The organism is Streptomyces sp. CA-106110 (genome assembly GCF_050936285.1).
In the GTDB taxonomy this organism is placed as follows: Bacteria; Actinomycetota; Actinomycetes; order Streptomycetales; family Streptomycetaceae; genus Streptomyces.
On sequence record NZ_JBNJNB010000001.1, the window covers coordinates 7,465,518 to 7,482,266 of the forward strand.

At 72.5% G+C, this 16,749-nt stretch carries 10 protein-coding genes; 7 read left to right on the forward strand and 3 right to left on the reverse strand.

The features are described 5' to 3' along the window. Positions 1–126: 126 nt before the first annotated feature. Positions 127–2,382 carry a bifunctional glycosyltransferase/CDP-glycerol:glycerophosphate glycerophosphotransferase gene (locus tag ACQEXA_RS34415; RefSeq protein WP_432928290.1) on the reverse strand — a complete coding sequence of 752 codons (2,256 nt, stop codon included), beginning with the start codon at positions 2,380–2,382 and terminating at the stop codon, positions 127–129. Between the two features lie 383 nt (positions 2,383–2,765). After that, complete coding sequence (locus ACQEXA_RS34420; RefSeq protein WP_433134683.1) at positions 2,766–6,170, reverse strand: FHA domain-containing protein; 3,405 nt, start codon at positions 6,168–6,170, stop codon at positions 2,766–2,768. Between the two features lie 859 nt (positions 6,171–7,029). Between ACQEXA_RS34420 and ACQEXA_RS34425 the strand changes: the two genes are divergently transcribed. From ACQEXA_RS34425 to ACQEXA_RS34440, 4 genes are all read left to right on the forward strand, one after another. After that, positions 7,030–8,688, forward strand: coding sequence for a protein kinase domain-containing protein (locus ACQEXA_RS34425; protein ID WP_432928288.1), 1,659 nt, complete (start codon positions 7,030–7,032; stop codon positions 8,686–8,688). Between the two features lie 205 nt (positions 8,689–8,893). Next, positions 8,894–10,126 carry a serine/threonine-protein kinase gene (locus ACQEXA_RS34430; RefSeq protein ID WP_432928286.1) on the forward strand — a complete coding sequence of 411 codons (1,233 nt, stop codon included), beginning with the start codon at positions 8,894–8,896 and terminating at the stop codon, positions 10,124–10,126. A 1,004-nt stretch (positions 10,127–11,130) separates the two neighbouring features. Then, positions 11,131–12,237 (forward strand): peptide chain release factor 2, encoded by a 1,107-nt coding sequence (prfB, locus tag ACQEXA_RS34435; protein WP_432928284.1) that lies wholly within the window; start codon positions 11,131–11,133, stop codon positions 12,235–12,237. Between the two features lie 327 nt (positions 12,238–12,564). Further along, a complete protein-coding gene (locus tag ACQEXA_RS34440) occupies positions 12,565–13,203 on the forward strand; it encodes a hypothetical protein (RefSeq protein ID WP_433131960.1) in 639 nt (212 codons plus the stop codon). A gap of 141 nt (positions 13,204–13,344) precedes the next feature. Here the strand turns inward: ACQEXA_RS34440 and ACQEXA_RS34445 are convergent, their stop codons facing one another. After that, the gene (locus ACQEXA_RS34445; protein ID WP_055495124.1) at positions 13,345–13,536 is read right to left on the reverse strand and encodes a hypothetical protein; all 192 of its coding nucleotides are present in this window, start codon (positions 13,534–13,536) and stop codon (positions 13,345–13,347) included. A 342-nt stretch (positions 13,537–13,878) separates the two neighbouring features. Between ACQEXA_RS34445 and ftsE the strand changes: the two genes are divergently transcribed. The 3 genes from ftsE to ACQEXA_RS34460 all read left to right on the forward strand — a co-directional run bounded on the left by ftsE (position 13,879) and on the right by ACQEXA_RS34460 (position 16,748). Further along, positions 13,879–14,568, forward strand: a complete 690-nt coding sequence (gene ftsE / locus ACQEXA_RS34450; protein ID WP_359396975.1) for a cell division ATP-binding protein FtsE — start codon at positions 13,879–13,881, stop codon at positions 14,566–14,568. 28 nt (positions 14,569–14,596) lie between these two features. Further along, on the forward strand, positions 14,597–15,517 hold the full coding sequence (gene ftsX / locus ACQEXA_RS34455) for a permease-like cell division protein FtsX (RefSeq protein WP_432928279.1): 921 nt from the start codon (positions 14,597–14,599) through the stop codon (positions 15,515–15,517). 67 nt (positions 15,518–15,584) lie between these two features. Beyond that, on the forward strand, positions 15,585–16,748 hold the full coding sequence (locus tag ACQEXA_RS34460; RefSeq protein WP_432928277.1) for a S41 family peptidase: 1,164 nt from the start codon (positions 15,585–15,587) through the stop codon (positions 16,746–16,748). The last annotated feature ends 1 nt before the right edge of the window (position 16,749 follow it).

A 16,749-nucleotide genomic window follows, 5' to 3' on the forward strand; every position in this document is an offset into this window, starting at 1 on the left:
TGCCGGGGCCAGTGCGTCGGGGAGTCGGTCGTCAGCGTCCCGGCCGCCCGGCGGGGCGGCAGATGACGGGCCGGGTGGGGGTGGGCCTGCGCGGCATGCGGAACTCCGGGTGTCGGGGCATCGGGGTCAGAGGCGCTCGGCGACCGGCATGCGGCGGCCGGGCACCGGGACGCTGGTGAGCGGCGGGGCCTGCAGACCCAGCGCGGCGGACGGGACCGGGCGCCGGTCCGCGAGGGGGACGATCGACGGCAGCCAGGCGCTCTCGCCGAGCACGACCCGGCGCACGATCCGCTCGGCGGCGCGCCCGTCGTCGTACCGGCAGAAGCGCTCACGGAACACCCTGCGCAGCTGCGCCGATCGGGACCCGCGCCAGTGGCCTGTCGCGAAGATGTCGATCAGCTCGTCCTCGTCGCGCGCGAGTGCGCCCGGCGGACAGTCGCGCACGTCGAAACAGGTGCCGCGGGTCGCCTCGTGGGTCTCCCGGTCGTCCGCGTACACGACGATCGGCCGGTCGAGGTTGGCGTAGTCGAACATCAGCGAGGAGAAGTCGGTGACCAGCGCGTCCGAGGCCAGGCACACCGATTCCACGCTCGGGTGGCCGGTGACGTCGATCACCCGGCCGCCGGCGGCCCGCGCCGGGGCCTCGCCGTACGGGGGATGCGTACGGGTCAGCAGTACGAACCCCGGGCCGAGTTCGCGCAGGAAGCGTTCCAGATCGAGGGCGGGGCGCCCGTCGGTGCGGTAGTCGCGGTGGGTGGGCGCGTACAGGACGGCCACCGAGCCCTCGGGGATGCCGAACGTCTGGCGCAGCCGGGCCACGTCCGCCGAGGTCGCGCGGGCGAAGACGTCGTTGCGGGGGAGGCCGTACTCGAGTGTGGTGAACCCGGACGGGAAGGCGCGCTCCCAGACGAGGGTGGAGTGGCGGTTGCCGGACACGACGTAGTCCCAGGTGTCGGCCGAGCGCAGCATCCGTCCGAAGTCGCAGCCGCGGGCGGCGACCGGACGGTCCTGGAGGTCGAGGCCCATGCGCTTGACCGGGGTGCCCTGCCGGGTCTGGATCAGGACCTGTCCCCGGCGCTTGACCACGCGGGGTTCGAAGTCGGCGTTGTGAACGAGGTACTTGGAGCGGGCCAGCGCCGTCCAGTACGCGGCCGATCCGGGCCGGATCCGCTGGGTGGCCACCGGGATCGTGTGGTGGTGCTCGGGCTGTGCGATCCACGCGGTGCGGATGTGCGGGAGCAGGTTACGGAACGCGGACTCAAGGGCGCCCGGGTTGCAGCCGTACCTGCCCCCAGCGTCCCGTGTGAACACGGCCCGGTCGGTGCGCAGCGGAAGGCGGAGCTGGATGCGGTAGTGCGTCCGGAGCGCGGCGGCGGTCAACTGCCTGCCCGCCCCGGCGACCAGGCGCCGTGCGCCGCGCCCCAACCGGGACGCCGACGACACCAGGCGGTAGGTGTGATGGCTGCCCAGGCGGATCAGCAGATGGCGCGGCCGGAGCGGGGCGCCCGGGACCCGGTGGCGGCGGTAGTGGTCTCGGGCCAGACGCAGGAACTCGGCGCGGCTGTCCCGGGGAAGCCTGCCGCGCCGGGCGTAGACGGTGGCCAGGTGGTCGACCATGCGGCGGAACAGGACCGGCCGCCAGTGGGCGAGCCCGGGATGCGCGTCCAGGTGCGCGAAGACCCGGTCGTACTGGTCGAAGACGTCGAAGTGCGCTCGGCTGGTCGAGCCGAGGATGCTGCCACGGCGGCGCTGGCGGTAGTGGACGCAGACCCGGTCGAGGGTGGCGATGGTGTCCGCCGTGAGCAGCACCGGGAACGTCCACGGGGTGTCCTCGTAGTAGCCGGGCGGGAAGGTGAAGCCCTCGCGCTCGACGAAGTCGCGGCGGTACGCCTTGTTCCAGGCCACCATCAACAGGGAGAGCAGGCCGGGGCGGTCGTCGAGGCGGAAGGGCGCGGGGCCCTTCTCGGTGAGCAGGCCGGCCAGCTGGTTGCGGACGGTCTTCCCGGTCCAGTAGGTACGGGCGTAGTCGAAGACCAGGACGTCCGGGTCCGAGGTCTGTGCCAACCGGTCGGCCACCTCCCCGAGTGCGCCCGGGGTCAGGGTGTCGTCACCGTCGAGGAAGAGCACATAGTCGCCGGTCGCCTGCCGCAGCCCGGCGTTGCGGGCCTGGCCGAGCCCCACGTTCCTCGGCAGGTGCAGCGGGCGGACGCGGGCGTCACGGGCGGCGAACTCGTCGATGAGCGACCCGCAGGCGTCGGGAGAGTCGTCATCGACAGCGATCAACTCGAAGTCCCTGTACGACTGTTCCAGCACGGACATAAGGCATTCCTGCAGGTACGCCTGAACCTTGTACGCGGGGACGATGACACTGAACCTGGGCAAGGGGCATCCATGGGATCGACGCGGGCATACTGCCCGGAAACGGTCGATGGACCGCTTTGGTTACGCCGGATGTGGCATTCGGGGGAACGGTGAAGGAAACCTCAGGTGAACGGCGAGGGGCGGATCGGGTGCCGGTCCACCCCCTGAACCGCCGTACGGAACGTGCTATTTGACGGTGCCCACCATGAGGCCCGACACGAACTGCCGCTGGAACGCGAAGAAGACGGCCGGCGGGATCACCAGCGAGATGGACGCGCCAGGGGTCAGGGCGTTGGTGCCGATCATGAAGGCCTCGTGACGTACAGTCAGCGACCCTGGGCGGCGCCACTCGGGCGCGCCACGCAGGCGCCGCTCGGCGCAAGCCGGACACATGGCATCCGGCGTTACAACAGCGAAGGCACCTCTGCCGCCGACACCGACCGCGCCGCCCCCTCCAGCGCGCTCGCCAGCAGGGCCAGGTCCGTGGGCCCGTTGCCCAGTTCGCGGACGGGACGCCGGGCGGGCGGGTCGCCCATGCGGTGCCACTCGAGCGGCACCACCGTCGGGCGCAGCGTCGCCGTGCGGGGGATACGCCCCGTGATCCGCCCGCCCTGGAACGGCGTCACCTTGCCGTCCGCCCGCGTCAACCGCCCCCGGCCCGGCGCCGGTTCCTCCGGGCCCGAAGACACCTCGTCCAGCGTCACCCGCAGTGAGGCCGCGCGGGCCGGTTCCCACTCGGCCGTCCGTCCGCCCGGGCCGGCGGCGGCCACGAGATGCACCCCGAGCCGCTCTCCGTCCCGCGCCACGGCCTCCAGGGCCCGTACGACCGATCCTGCCGCCGGGCGGCCCGGCGATCCGAGGGCCGGGGACAGCAGCGCGTCCAGGTCGTCGACCAGCACGACAAGGCGGGCAGGCGCCGGCCGCGCCTCGGTCTGCTGCCGCGTCGCCGCGGGACGCAGCCGGAGCGTCGTGCTCGGCGGTGAGTCCAGGTCGCCCGGGGCCGCGCTTTCCGACCGCTGCGGCACGATCCGCGCCGACACTTCCTGCCGCGTGTGCCATTCGGCGAAGTCGAGACCCCCCAGCAGTTCGGCCCGTCGCTTCAGCTCGGCGCTCAGCGCCTGCGCGAACTCCCGCATCCGCACCGGGTCGTTGGCCGCCAGATGCGTGGTGACGTGCGGCAGATCCGTACAGACCTTGAGGCCCTCCCCGCCCGAGCCGCCGTTCCCGCCGCAATCGCGGCCGTCCACGAGCACGATGCCCAGCCGGTCCGGGCGCTCGGCCGCGGCGAGCGACGCGGCGATCGAACGCAGCAGCTCCGTACGACCGCTGCCGGGTGGACCCTCGACCAGCAGATGCGGCCCCTCGGCGGCCAGATCGAGGCACACCGGGCCGCGCGGGCCGGCACCGAGCACCGCCCAACCGCGCCCGCCCGGCGCCGAGGTGTCGTCCACGGCGTCGGCCCAACGCGCCATCAGGGACGCGGGGGTGGCCCGTGCCAGGCCCAACTCGTCCAGCAGTCGCGCCGCCTGGGGCAGCGGCGCAGAGACCCGCACCTGCCGGTCCCCGCCGCCGTCCGTCCGCAGCGGGGCCAGCGCCCGCGCGAACCGCTCCGCCCACGCCGGGGACACCGCGTCCACCGCGGCGACGGTGCCGTGCCCCACCGGGGCGCGCAGCGCGCGCACGGCGTCCGCACCGTCCCCGGGTGCGACCCGCATGAGCCGCAGCGCGGTGGCCACGTCCCCGCTCAGCAGGGCGACGGCCCCGCATGCGCGGAACGCCGGGGAGACCGCGCAGGCCGCCTCGTACGTCTCCGTGACCGGCGAGGCGGGCGAGGCCGGGGGAGCCTCGGCCAGGCAGACCACATGGATTCCGGCCCGTGCTCCCTGCTCCGCCAGCCGCACCACGGCCTCGCGCACACCGGCACCGCCCGGGTCGCCGTCCACGAGCACCACGGTGCAGGGCCCGGAGAAGGCGCCGTCCGCCTGGTTGTCGTCCCGCGCCCAGGAGGGGCGACGGGCGCCCCGCCCGGCCGCCGGACCGCCGGGAGCGGCCGGACGGGCTGTGCCGTGGTCGCCGGGGGCGGTCCGGCGGGGGGTGCCGGCGAGGCCGTCGGGGTCCGTGAGGTGGTCCTCCAGGCGGCGCAGCAGCTCATCCGTGCGGGCCGTGGCCTGTTCGCGGTCGTACGCCAGCAGGAGCCGGCAGTCCTGGCCGTGCGCCGGGCGCAGGTGCGGCAGCCAGCCGAGCCACGACCAGTCGGCGGTGCGCTCCTCCAGCGGGCGGGAGCGATCGGCACTGATCAGGACCAGCTCCAGCGTGTCGGGCGAGTGCAGCGCTGCGAGCTGGGCCACCACCGCGCGTGTCAGCCCGGCCAGCCGCTCCCGGGGGCCTGCGAGCCCCAGTGCACCGACCTCGCGCAGGTCAGCGGTGACGGACACCGCGGACAGCAGCCCAGAACCGTCGGGCGCCGCTCGGTCGGCCGTACCCAGCCGCACGGTCAGCGACTCCGGATGCTCGGGGCCGCGCTCCCACAGCCGGGGTCCGGGGCCGAGCGCGTTCAGCAGCAGGGTCGCGGGGTCGGGCCACTTCTCCCGGCCCGGGGCAGCAAGGGGTGCGAGCGCCTGCGCATCCACGCCCTCGCCGTACGCCTCCAGCCCGCTGCTGCTCTGATCGCCGCGACCTCCGGCCAGCCGGCGCGCCCACGCGGTGAGGCCACCGCGCCTGCGTACCCCCGGCGGCACGTTCGTCCCGCGCGGCGGGGTGCCTTTGCGCGTGCTGTCCTCGGCCATGTCCCCGGCCACCGGGTCCCGGCTCTCGATCAGCGGGGCCCCGGCCTGGACCGGTACCACCGGTGTCGGGATGGGCGGCTCCACGGGCGCGTGCTCCTGGGCCCCTGGGGCAGCCCCGCCGGAGGCGCCCCAGGTGGTGACGCCGAAGCCGTGATGGGTGTCTCCGGTTGCTCTGTCGGCCGGGGCGGACCCGGTGCCGGGGGAGGGGCGCCCGGCCCCCGGGGCGCGGTCGGCGCCGGAGGCCGCGGTGATGCCCGGGGCCGACCCCATTCCGGTCACCACGCGCGCGTGCGGGACGGTCGCCGCTGGTGCGGGCCCGGCCGGGTCTTCCGGGTCCTCCTCGCCGAGGACCCGCACATGTCCTTCCCCGTCCGGCGCCGTGCCCACGGCCCGTACACCGCGGGGTGGGGCCAGCCGCAGGGCCGATTCGCCGAGGCGCAGCAGCGCCCCGGGGGTGAAGCGCACCGGGTGGTCGGTCACCGGCCTGCCGTCCAGCACCGTGCCGTTGGTCGAGTGCAGGTCGGCGACCGAGACGGTGCCGTCGGCGGCGACCGTGACGGCGCAGTGCAACCGGGAGACGTCGGGGTCGTCCAGCGGGACGTCGGCGTCGGCGGAGCGGCCGATGCGGATCACGCCGCCGTGCAGCAGATGCACGCCGCCCGCGTCCGGGCCCGCGACCACGTGCAGCTGTGCCGCGTCCTCGTCGGGCTCGGGGCCCGGGTCCGCGGGGGCGCCGAGGGTCAGCACCGCGCCGTCCAGTAGCGGCGGCTCCCCCAGCGTGCAGCGCTGTGCGTCCAGCCGCTCCGCGCCCGCGTACAGCGCGACGGCGGCTCCCGCGGGCTCTCGACCGCGCTCGGGCAGTACGGCGCCCCCGACCGAGCCGACCGCCGAGGCCAGTCCCGAAGCGACCGCGGCCAGCGCCGTCCCGGCGGGCGCGGTGACCAGCACATCGCAGCTCGCGGCGCGCACCCGGGGCTCCGGGGGCGTGCCCAGCGGGTCTACGACGGTCAGCCGGATCTGCATCGCCGTCAGCGGTCCCTTCTGCACGGGCGCCCGCGGACGGGGAAGGGGGCTGCGTCGCGTTCCCCCACCGCGACTTCCCCCCACCGCGCACGAGCACATGGCCGGTACGGGAAGCATCCTCGCACCTGCCACCGACAGCGCGCCCGTCGCCCGCCGTCAAGTGATCTTGATTGGTCGGCTCTGCCCGCAAAAGTGCCTGACCAGTGCCCAGCAGGTGTCCGCTTGAGATCGGTCACGTCTGATCCCGGCAACCAAGTGCACCGAAGCGAGCGTCTCCTCATCGAACGTGTACGGGATGCCCGTCCGTACACCACATGTGCGAAGCGCGGCGAAACGGCTGCCGCGCCTGGGCGGCAGTGCTCCTTGGAGCTCCTCGGTGCTCCGTCGCCGGTGGCACACCGCGACAGCGGCTCGCGGCGCTCACGGCTCGCGGCGCTCACGGCTCGCGGCGCTCACGGCTCGCGGCGCTCACGGCTCGCGGCGCTCACGGCTCGCGGCGCTCACGGCTCGCGGCCGCAGCCGTGGCGGCACACAGTGGCGGAAGACGGCCGCCGCGCCCCGGCCCCGCGAGGTCGCCGCTCGGCGCTCGCCCAGTAGGCCCTCTCCCGGGAAACCCCCACGCGCAGGTGTCCACGGGCAGGCCGTTCGGAGACCTGTGAACGACAGGGAAGGGGAGACCGGGAACCACAGGGAAGGAAGGGGAACGCTGACGTGCTCACCGACGTCCTTGGCTGTGAAAGCGGTGGTACGAGCAAGGACCGCCGACACCCGCGTGCCAGGATCTGCGGCACTACAGTGGGACGGAACACCGGTAGCGCGGTGGACGGACCGGACAAGCAAGCAGCAGGGAGCGCATGACGTGCGGCCGGTAGGCAGCAAATACCTGCTCGAGGAGCCGCTCGGACGCGGCGCCACGGGCACCGTCTGGCGAGCCCGCCAGCGCGAGGCCGCGGGCGCTGAGGCGGCCGTCGCGGGCCAGCCCGGCGAGACTGTGGCGATCAAGGTTCTCAAGGAGGAGCTGGCAAGCGACCCGGACGTCGTGATGCGGTTCCTGCGGGAACGGTCCGTCCTGCTCCGCCTGACCCATCCGAACATCGTGCGGGTGCGGGACCTGGTCGTCGAGGGTGATCTGCTGGCGCTGGTCATGGACCTCGTCGACGGCCCCGACCTGCACCGCCACCTCCGCGAGAACGGCCCGTTCACACCCGTCGGCGCGGCCCTGCTCACCGCGCAGATCGCCGACGCGTTGGCCGCGAGCCACGCGGACGGCGTCGTGCACCGCGACCTGAAGCCCGCCAACGTCCTGCTCAAGCAGGACGGCGGCGAGATGCACCCGATGCTGACCGACTTCGGCATCGCCCGGCTCGCCGACTCACCCGGCCTCACGCGCACACACGAGTTCGTGGGCACGCCCGCCTACGTCGCCCCCGAGTCGGCCGAGGGCAGTCCGCAGACCTCGGCCGTCGACGTCTACGGCGCCGGCATCCTGCTGTACGAGCTGGTCACCGGGCGTCCTCCGTTCGCCGGCGGATCGGCCCTGGAGGTGCTCCACCAGCACCTGAGCGCCGAGCCGCGCCGCCCGTCGACGGTCCCCGACCCGCTGTGGACGGTCATAGAGCGCTGCCTGCGCAAGAAGCCGGAGGAGCGGCCCAGCGCCGAGAACCTCGCCCGGGCGCTGCGGGTGGTCGCCGAGGGTGTCGGCGTGCACGCGAACTCCGCGCAGATCGCCGCGGCGGAGGGTGTGGCCGCGCTGCTCGCGCCGGACCCCTCCCCGGCCACCGTCCCCGGCTCCGCCGACCCCACGCAGGCCCTGCCGCACGGCGCCGCCGGATACGACCCGAACGCGGCGACGAGCGTCTTGCCGCACACCTCGGGCCCCTTCGGCGCCGCCGACCCCACCGCCGTCCTGCCGAACAGAGGCGCGGCCGACCCGACGGCCGTCATACCGCCGATGTCGCAGAACCAGCAGGGCGGACAGTCCGGGCAGGAGGATCCGCACCCCTGGCAGAACCAGTTGCGCGCCGCCCGCGACCGCAACGAGCAGACCCAGGTCCAGGCGTACCTCGACCCCGCCGAGGACCCGCTGCGCCGCCGTCCGCAGCGGCAGGTCAACCGGCCGCAGCAGCAGCCCGCCCCCGGATACGGGTATCCGCAGCGGCAGCAGCCCCAGCAGTACGCGCCCCAGCGGCAGCAGTACGCCCCCGCGCCGCAGCACCAGCAGCAGCGCTACGCGCCCGCGCCGCAGCAGCCGGCCCCGCGTCCGGCGCGCGAGCCGCGGCCGCCGCGTCAGCGCAGCGCCAACCCGATGAAGATCCCGGGACTTGGCTGCCTGAAGGGGTGCCTGTTCACGATCGTCATCCTGTTCGTCGCCGGGTGGCTGGTGTGGGAGTTCAGCCCGCTGCAGCACTGGATCGGGACGTCGAAGTCGTACTGGGCGCAGCTGAGCGACTGGTTCTCCTCCGTGACCGGATGGATCGGGAAGCTCGGTGACAGCGGCACCAGTGGCAACACCCCCTGAGCGTCGGACGTTCGAACTGACCTGAGAACGCTTCGACTTTGGGGATTTGTCGACACCTGAAGGGTGATTTCCGCTTCGGCGGTGAAGGTTGCCCCTTCGGACGCGTAGTTTTGTCGACCGGGTCCGGGAATCGCGGCGTCCGCCGCGGCAGAACGGCCCCGGAACGGCGCAGCGTCGGCAACACGCGTCCCCAGTAGGAGCAGCCTTGGCACGGAAGATCGGCAGCCGGTACACCGCTAACCAGATCCTGGGGCGGGGAAGCGCCGGCACGGTGTGGCTGGGCGAGGGGCCGGAAGGGCCCGTCGCCATCAAGATGCTGCGGGAGGACCTCGCGTCCGACCAGGAGCTCGTGGGCCGCTTCGTCCAGGAGCGCACGGCGCTGCTGGGGCTCGACCATCCCCACGTGGTGTCCGTTCGAGACCTGGTGGTCGACGGCAACGACCTGGCGCTGGTCATGGACCTGGTCCGGGGCACCGATCTGCGCACCCGCCTGGACCGGGAGCGCCGCCTTGCGCCCGAGGCGGCGGTGGCGATCGTGGCCGATGTGGCGGACGGGCTCGCCGCGGCGCACGCGGCGGGGATCGTGCACCGGGACGTCAAGCCGGAGAACGTGCTGCTCGACATGCAGGGCCCGTTGGGTCCCGGCGGCGCGCACCCGGCACTGCTGACCGACTTCGGCGTCGCCAAGCTGATCGACTCGCCGCGCCGGACCCGGGCCACGAAGATCATCGGTACGCCCGACTACCTGGCCCCGGAGATAGTCGAGGGACTGCCGCCGAGGGCGGCCGTGGACATCTACGCGCTGGCGACGGTCCTGTACGAGCTCCTGGCGGGCTTCACGCCGTTCGGCGGGGGCCACCCGGGCGCGGTGCTGCGCCGGCATGTGACCGAGACCGTCGTCCCCCTCCCCGGCATCCCGGACGAGCTGTGGCAGCTGATGCTGCAGTGCCTGGCGAAGGCGCCCGCGTCCCGGCTGCGGGCCTCGGAGCTCGCCGCACGACTGCGGGAGCAACTGCCACTGCTGGCCGGGATGCCGCCGCTGGAGGTGGACGAGCCGGACACGGAGCCGGTGGAGGAGCCGCACGAGGCGGCGGCGCCGGGTGACCCCGCGGTGGCGCCGGCCCGGCGGGGGGCGGTGCCGCTGGTCCTGGGGGCCAAGACGGACTCGAACCGGGACACCCACACGTCGATGCGGGTGCCGGGGCCCGACGAGCTGGCGGGCGGCGCCCGCGGCACGGCACGCGCGCCCCGTGCCGCGGGCGCACCCCGCCCGGGTTCGGCCCGCCACCGGGCGCAGGCCCGCCGCCGCCGGATCGCACTGGGCGCGGCGACGGCGACCCTGCTCGCGGCCATCGGAGTCGGCGCATGGCTGGCCACCTCGGGAGACGACACCGCGGGCCCGACAGACACAAAGAACTCGGCCCCGGCGACGCCCTGACAGCCGGTACACGCACGGTCGCGCTACGTCGGACCGGTGCCTCCACCGTCCGGCGTCCGAGACGCACGGCTATCTGGGCCTGGCGTCCGGGGCTCATGGCTCACGGGCCCGGCCGTCCCGGTGCCAGGCGCACCCCGGCCGCCCGGCCTCCGGCGGCCGAAGGCGAGGCCTCTGCGCCCCGGGGCGGCGGCCCCAACCCCTCAGGCCCGGTGGTCACGCGCACTCCGGCCGCCCGGCCTCCGGCGGTCGAAGGCGTGGCGGCCCGCCGCCGGAGGCGCAGCGCTTCTGGGCCCCGCGTCCCGGGCCCAGGGCTCACCGGCCCGGCGTCCCGGCCCGGCCCTCTCCGCCCGGTGGCCCAGGGGCCCGGTGCCCAGACGCACTCCGGCTGTCTGACAGCGAGGTCCCTTCCCCCCGGTGCCCCAGCGGCCCGAACCTTCCCGGCCCAGTACCAGACGTACCCCGGGCGCCCGGCGGCCGAAGGCGAGGTCGCCCGGCGCCCGAGGCGCGGCTTTCTGGGCCCCGCGTCCCGGGCCCAGGGCTCACCGGCCCGGCGTCCCGGGCTCGGCCCTCTCCGCCCAGTGGCCCGGCGTCCCGGTGCCCAGGGACCCGGTGCCCAGACGCACTCCGGTTGTCTGACAGCGAGGTCCCTTCGCCCCGGGGCCGAGCGGCCCGAACCTTCCCGGCCCAGTGCCAGGCGCACCCCGGCCGCCCGACAGGGAGGCCCTTCCGCCCCGGGCCCCAGCGGCCCGAAGCCCTCAGGCCCGTTGCCAGGCGGCACCCCGGCCGCCCGGCTCCCGGCGGTCGAAAGCGAGGCCGCCCGCCGCCCGAAGGCGAGGCCTGTCCGGCGCCCGAAGGCGAGGCCTGTCCGGCGCCCGAGGACGCGGCCGCCCAGGCCGGAAGGGGCGGCGGGGCGGCGGCCTCAGCGGCTCGCGTGGCCCCCGGGTGTCCCGGGAAGCGGCAGTCACCCGGCATGGGCTTCGCGGCGGAGCCGTTACGCTGGATGCGTGGCAGTCGTCGATGTATCCGAAGAGCTCAAGTCCCTCTCCTCGACCATGGAGTCGATCGAGGCCGTTCTGGACCTCGAGAAGATGAGGGCAGACATCGCCGTGCTCGAGGAGCAGGCGGCCGTGCCGTCCCTCTGGGACAACCCGGACGAGGCGCAGAAGATCACCAGCAAGCTCTCCCACCTCCAGGCCGAGGTGAGGAAGGCCGAGGCCCTGCGTGGCCGGATCGACGACCTCGGGGTGCTCTTCGAGCTCGCCGAGGCCGAGGACGACCCGGACACCCGCGTCGAGGCCGAGTCCGAGCTCTCCGAGGTCAAGAAGGCGCTGGACGAGATGGAGGTCCGGACGCTGCTGTCCGGCGAGTACGACGCCCGTGAGGCGCTCGTCAACATCCGCGCCGAGGCCGGTGGCGTCGACGCCGCCGACTTCGCGGAGAAGCTCCAGCGCATGTACCTGCGATGGGCCGAGCAGCACGGTTACAAGACCGAGGTCTACGACACGTCGTACGCGGAAGAGGCCGGGATCAAGTCCACGACCTTCGCCGTCCAGGCGCCGTACGCCTACGGCACCCTCTCCGTCGAGCAGGGCACGCACCGCCTCGTCCGTATCTCCCCCTACGACAACCAGGGGCGGCGCCAGACCTCCTTCGCGGGCGTCGAGATCCTTCCCGTCGTCGAGCAGTCCGACCACGTCGAGATCGACGACTCCGACCTCCGCGTCGATGTGTTCCGGTCCTCCGGTCCCGGCGGCCAGGGCGTCAACACGACCGACTCCGCCGTGCGGATCACGCACCTCCCCACCGGCATCGTCGTCACCTGCCAGAACGAGCGGTCCCAGATCCAGAACAGGGCCAGCGCGATGAACGTCCTGCAGGCCAAGCTCCTCGAGCGGCGCCGGCAGGAGGAGCAGGCCAAGATGGACGCCCTCAAGGGCGACGGTGGCAACTCCTGGGGCAACCAGATGCGTTCGTACGTCCTGCACCCGTACCAGATGGTCAAGGACCTGCGGACCGAATACGAAGTCGGCAACCCCGAGTCCGTGTTCAACGGTGAGATCGACGGATTCATCGAGGCCGGAATTCGCTGGCGCAAGCAGCAGGAGAAGTAAGTCCGGCGGTGAACGGCGAAATCGCCACCTGACAACGACGCTTTGTCGACAAGGCAACTGCCCCCCAAGCGGGGGCAGTTGCCTTTTCTGTGGCCGGATGTCTGGGTTTTACATCACACTCACGCTGCGACGTCTCCCGCAAACGATCACTTACTGGACATCGCGTACGCAACGACCTTGACGTTGCTGTGAAAACTCGGAAGGGTGACGCGCGGCATGCGTATCTCTGGGGTGCATGTGAACCGGGGGGCTTCCGTACAGCCGCCCCCGACGCCGTGGCCCCGGGCGCTGCCCCACTGACGATCAGCTACTGGGGGTAGTAGGCAGATGACCAAGAAGACGCGGATCCGTATGGCGCGGATAGCCGCCGGTACGGTGATCGCCGCCGGCGCTTCGCTGACCGCCGCGGGTGCCGCTTCGGCGCTCGACCTCAACATCGGCGCGAGCGCGGACGACGACGGCCTGAGGGTCCACGTCGCCGCCGGCCTCGGCGACGAGACCGGCGAGCCGACCGGCGATCCCTCCCAGACCGGCATCCCCTCGGCCCCCGTGTCGACGCCTCCGGCGCCGCCGACGTCCGAGCCGCCGACCGCCACGGGTGAGCCGACCGACGACCCGACCCAGCCCACCGGCGAACCGACCGAACCGACCGACGACCCGACCGAGGGCAACGGCGGCGGCCACGGCAACGGGAACGGCGGCGGCAACGGTGGCGGCGACAACACCAACCCCGACGGCGGCAACAACCCGGTCCAGCAGGGCAAGGGTTCCTCGGGTCTGACCGACACCGGTGCGGACAACAGCAACTCCGACACCTCCGCCCAGGGCGGCGGCAAGCAACTGGCCGAGACGGGTGCCGGTCAGACCGCGTTCCTGCTGGTCGGCGCCGCCACGATGATCGCCGGTGGTATCGGCTTCCGGGTGCTGCCGCGCTTCGTCAGCGGCCGCAACGGGGCTGCTGTCTGACCAAGGGCTCAAGCCGCCCGGCCGAGGCCGACGGGCTCATGCAGCCGTCCGCAGGCCTGAGAAGCGCATGGGAAGGGGCCCGGAGCGTCATCCGCTCCGGGCCCCTTCGTATGTCCCTGTGCCGCCGTGTGTGCGGCTGTCCTACGCCGTCTGGTGCGCCAGCAGCGCCACTGCTGCGATCAGCACGGCCAAGAGCACGATCAGCGCCGTTGGATTCAGCCCCGACCAGGGGTTTTCCTGCTGCAGGCGCTCTCGGCTCGCGCGGCAGACGGGGCAGCGTCCCTCACTGACGGGCGCCGCGCAGTTCGCGCACACCAATCGGTCGTACGTCATGCGCCTCGCCCTCCTTGTGCCGCTTACACGTACACAACGTTTCCGGGAACGCAACCGTTCCCCACTCCACTGTGCCAGGTTCCGTCGATTTCGGCGCGGGGCCTTGAGGGTATGGGGCCTGGAAGCGCTCCCCGGGCGGTCGAGGCGGCTGGCTCCGGAGCCGCGGGACCCTCCCGCGGCAGATCGCGTCTCCCCGGCCGAATTGCAGGATGTCATGGTTCGTGCTGCGGCCGGGGGTGGACAAAACGCATAACTCTCGTACAACCCAGACCGGCGACTGCGCCGGTACACCTGCTTCGCGTATGGTCACGGTCACCAATCCCAACGGCCCGTGGTGCATCCGTGATCCGATTCGACAATGTCTCCAAGGTCTACCCCAAGCAGAACCGTCCGGCCCTCCGGGATGTATCCCTGGAGGTCGAGAAGGGCGAGTTCGTGTTCCTCGTGGGGTCCTCCGGCTCCGGAAAGTCCACCTTCCTGCGGCTGATCCTCCGCGAGGAGCGGTGCAGCACCGGGCAGGTGCACGTCCTGGGCAAGGACCTCGCACGTCTCTCCAACTGGAAGGTGCCGCAGATGCGCCGCCAGCTGGGGACCGTGTTCCAGGACTTCCGTCTTCTGCCGAACAAGACGGTCGCCGAGAACGTGGCCTTCGCCCAGGAGGTCATCGGCAAGTCGCGTGGCGAGATCCGCAAGTCCGTGCCCCAGGTGCTCGACCTCGTCGGGCTCGGCGGCAAGGAGGACCGTATGCCGGGCGAGCTGTCCGGTGGTGAGCAGCAGCGCGTCGCCATCGCGCGGGCCTTCGTCAACCGGCCCAAGCTGCTGATCGCCGACGAGCCCACCGGAAACCTCGACCCGCAGACCTCCGTCGGCATCATGAAACTGCTCGACCGGATCAACCGGACGGGCACGACCGTGGTGATGGCGACCCACGACCAGAACATCGTGGACCAGATGCGCAAGCGCGTCATCGAGCTGGAGAAGGGCCGCCTCGTCCGCGACCAGGCACGCGGCGTCTACGGCTACCAGCACTGAGATCCACGGAAAGGCTTGAGCAGACGCCATGCGCGCCCAGTTCGTTCTGTCGGAGATCGGTGTCGGTCTCCGCCGCAATCTGACGATGACCTTCGCGGTGATCGTCTCGGTCGCCCTCTCGCTTGCCCTGTTCGGTGGTTCGCTCCTCATGAGCGACCAGGTGAACCAGATGAAGGGCTACTGGTACGACAAGGTCAACGTCTCGGTCTTCCTGTGCAACAAGAGCGACGCGGAGTCCGACCCCAACTGCTCCAAGGGCGCGGTCACCGAGGAGCAGAAGAAGCAGATCCTCGGCGACCTGGACAAGATGACGACCGTCGTCCAGAAGGTCACCTACGAGTCGCAGGACGAGGCCTACAAGCACTACAAGGAGCAGTTCGGCGACTCTCCGCTGGCCAGTTCGCTCACTCCGGACCAGATGCAGGAGTCGTACCGCATCAAGCTGAAGAACCCGGAGCAGTACCAGGTCATCGCGAGTGCCTTCAACGGCCGCGACGGCGTGCAGTCGGTGCAGGACCAGAAGGGCATCCTCGACAACCTCTTCGGGTTGCTCAACGGCATGAACTGGGCCGCCCGCGCGGTCATGGCGATGATGCTCGTCGTCGCGCTGATGCTGATCGTCAACACCGTGCGCGTCTCCGCGTTCAGCCGTCGTCGTGAGACCGGCATCATGCGTCTCGTCGGCGCCTCCGGTTTCTACATCCAGACGCCGTTCATCATGGAGGCCGCGGTCGCCGGACTCATCGGCGGCACCGTCGCGTGCGGATTCCTGGTGGTCGCCCGGTACTTCATCATCGACCACGGCCTCGACCTGTCCCACAAGCTCAATCTGATCAACTTCATCGGCTGGGACGCCGTGTTGACGAAGCTGCCGCTGATACTCGCCACGAGCCTGCTGATGCCCGCGCTTGCCGCTTTCTTCGCGTTGCGCAAGTACCTGAAGGTGTGATGCACGCCAATGGGGGCGTGCGGGCAACCGCCCGTACGCCCCCATGCGTTGTCCTAGACTCACCCGCATGTCAGGCCATGACTTGTTTTGTCAGCCCCGTCGCATCCGCCACGGGGCGGCCCTGACGTTGGTCTTCGCGAGCGTCCTTGTCGCGGGCGCCGCGACCGGCTCGTTCGACGAATCCGTCGGGAAATCGCCCTCCACCACCCCGGTCGCCAAGGTCGGCCAGGACGACGACGTCGCCGAGGCGGCCGCGCGGGCCATGGCCGACGGCAAGTCCCCCATGGAGGCGGCCGAACGTGCCGTCAGCCGCAGCGGCGACCGCTGGAGCGCCGTCTACTCCCGGGGCGAGTACCAGGAGTTCGAGGAAGCCCTCGACGGCCAGTACACCGGCGTCGGGCTCTCCGCCCGCCGCGAGCGCGACGGCCGGATCGAGGTGACGCGGGTGCAGCCCGGCTCGCCCGCGGACGCCGCCGGGATCCGCACGGGCGACCGGCTGCGCAGCGTCGACGGCGAGAACGTCGACGGCAGGCCCGTCACCGAGGTCATGTCCTTTCTGCGAGGTGATGCCGACGACGCCCCCGCCGGCACCCCGGTCCGGCTCGGCCTGCAACGCGGCACGCACCGGTGGAACGAGGTACTGCGCCGGGCCCGGCTGTCCACCGACTCGGTGACCGTGCGCCGGCTCGGGGGCGACGTCACCATGATCAGGGTCGCCGCCTTCACCAAGGGCTCCGGCGACCTCGTGCGCGAAGCCGTGGCGGCCGCCCCCAAGGGTGCGGGGATCGTCCTCGACCTGCGCGGCAACTCCGGCGGACTGGTCACCGAGGCCGTCACCGCCGCGTCGGCCTTCCTCGACGGCGGGCTCGTGGCCACGTACGACGTCAAGGGCGACGAGCGCGCCTTGCACGCCGATCCCGGCGGTGACACCACCAGACCCCTGGTCGCACTCGTCGACGGCGGCACCATGAGTGCGGCCGAACTGCTCACCGGTGCTCTCCAGGACCGCGGCCGGGCCGTGGTCGTAGGCACCCGCACCTTCGGCAAGGGCTCGGTCCAGATGCCGAGCCGCCTCCCCGACGGCTCCGTCGCGGAACTGACCGTCGGGCACTACCGCACCCCCGCGGGTCGCAGCGTCGACGGCCGGGGCATCACCCCCGACCTGGAGGTCGATGAGCGGGTGCTGGAGCGGGCCGAGACGGTGCTCAGCGGCCTCGGCGACGCCTCGTAGC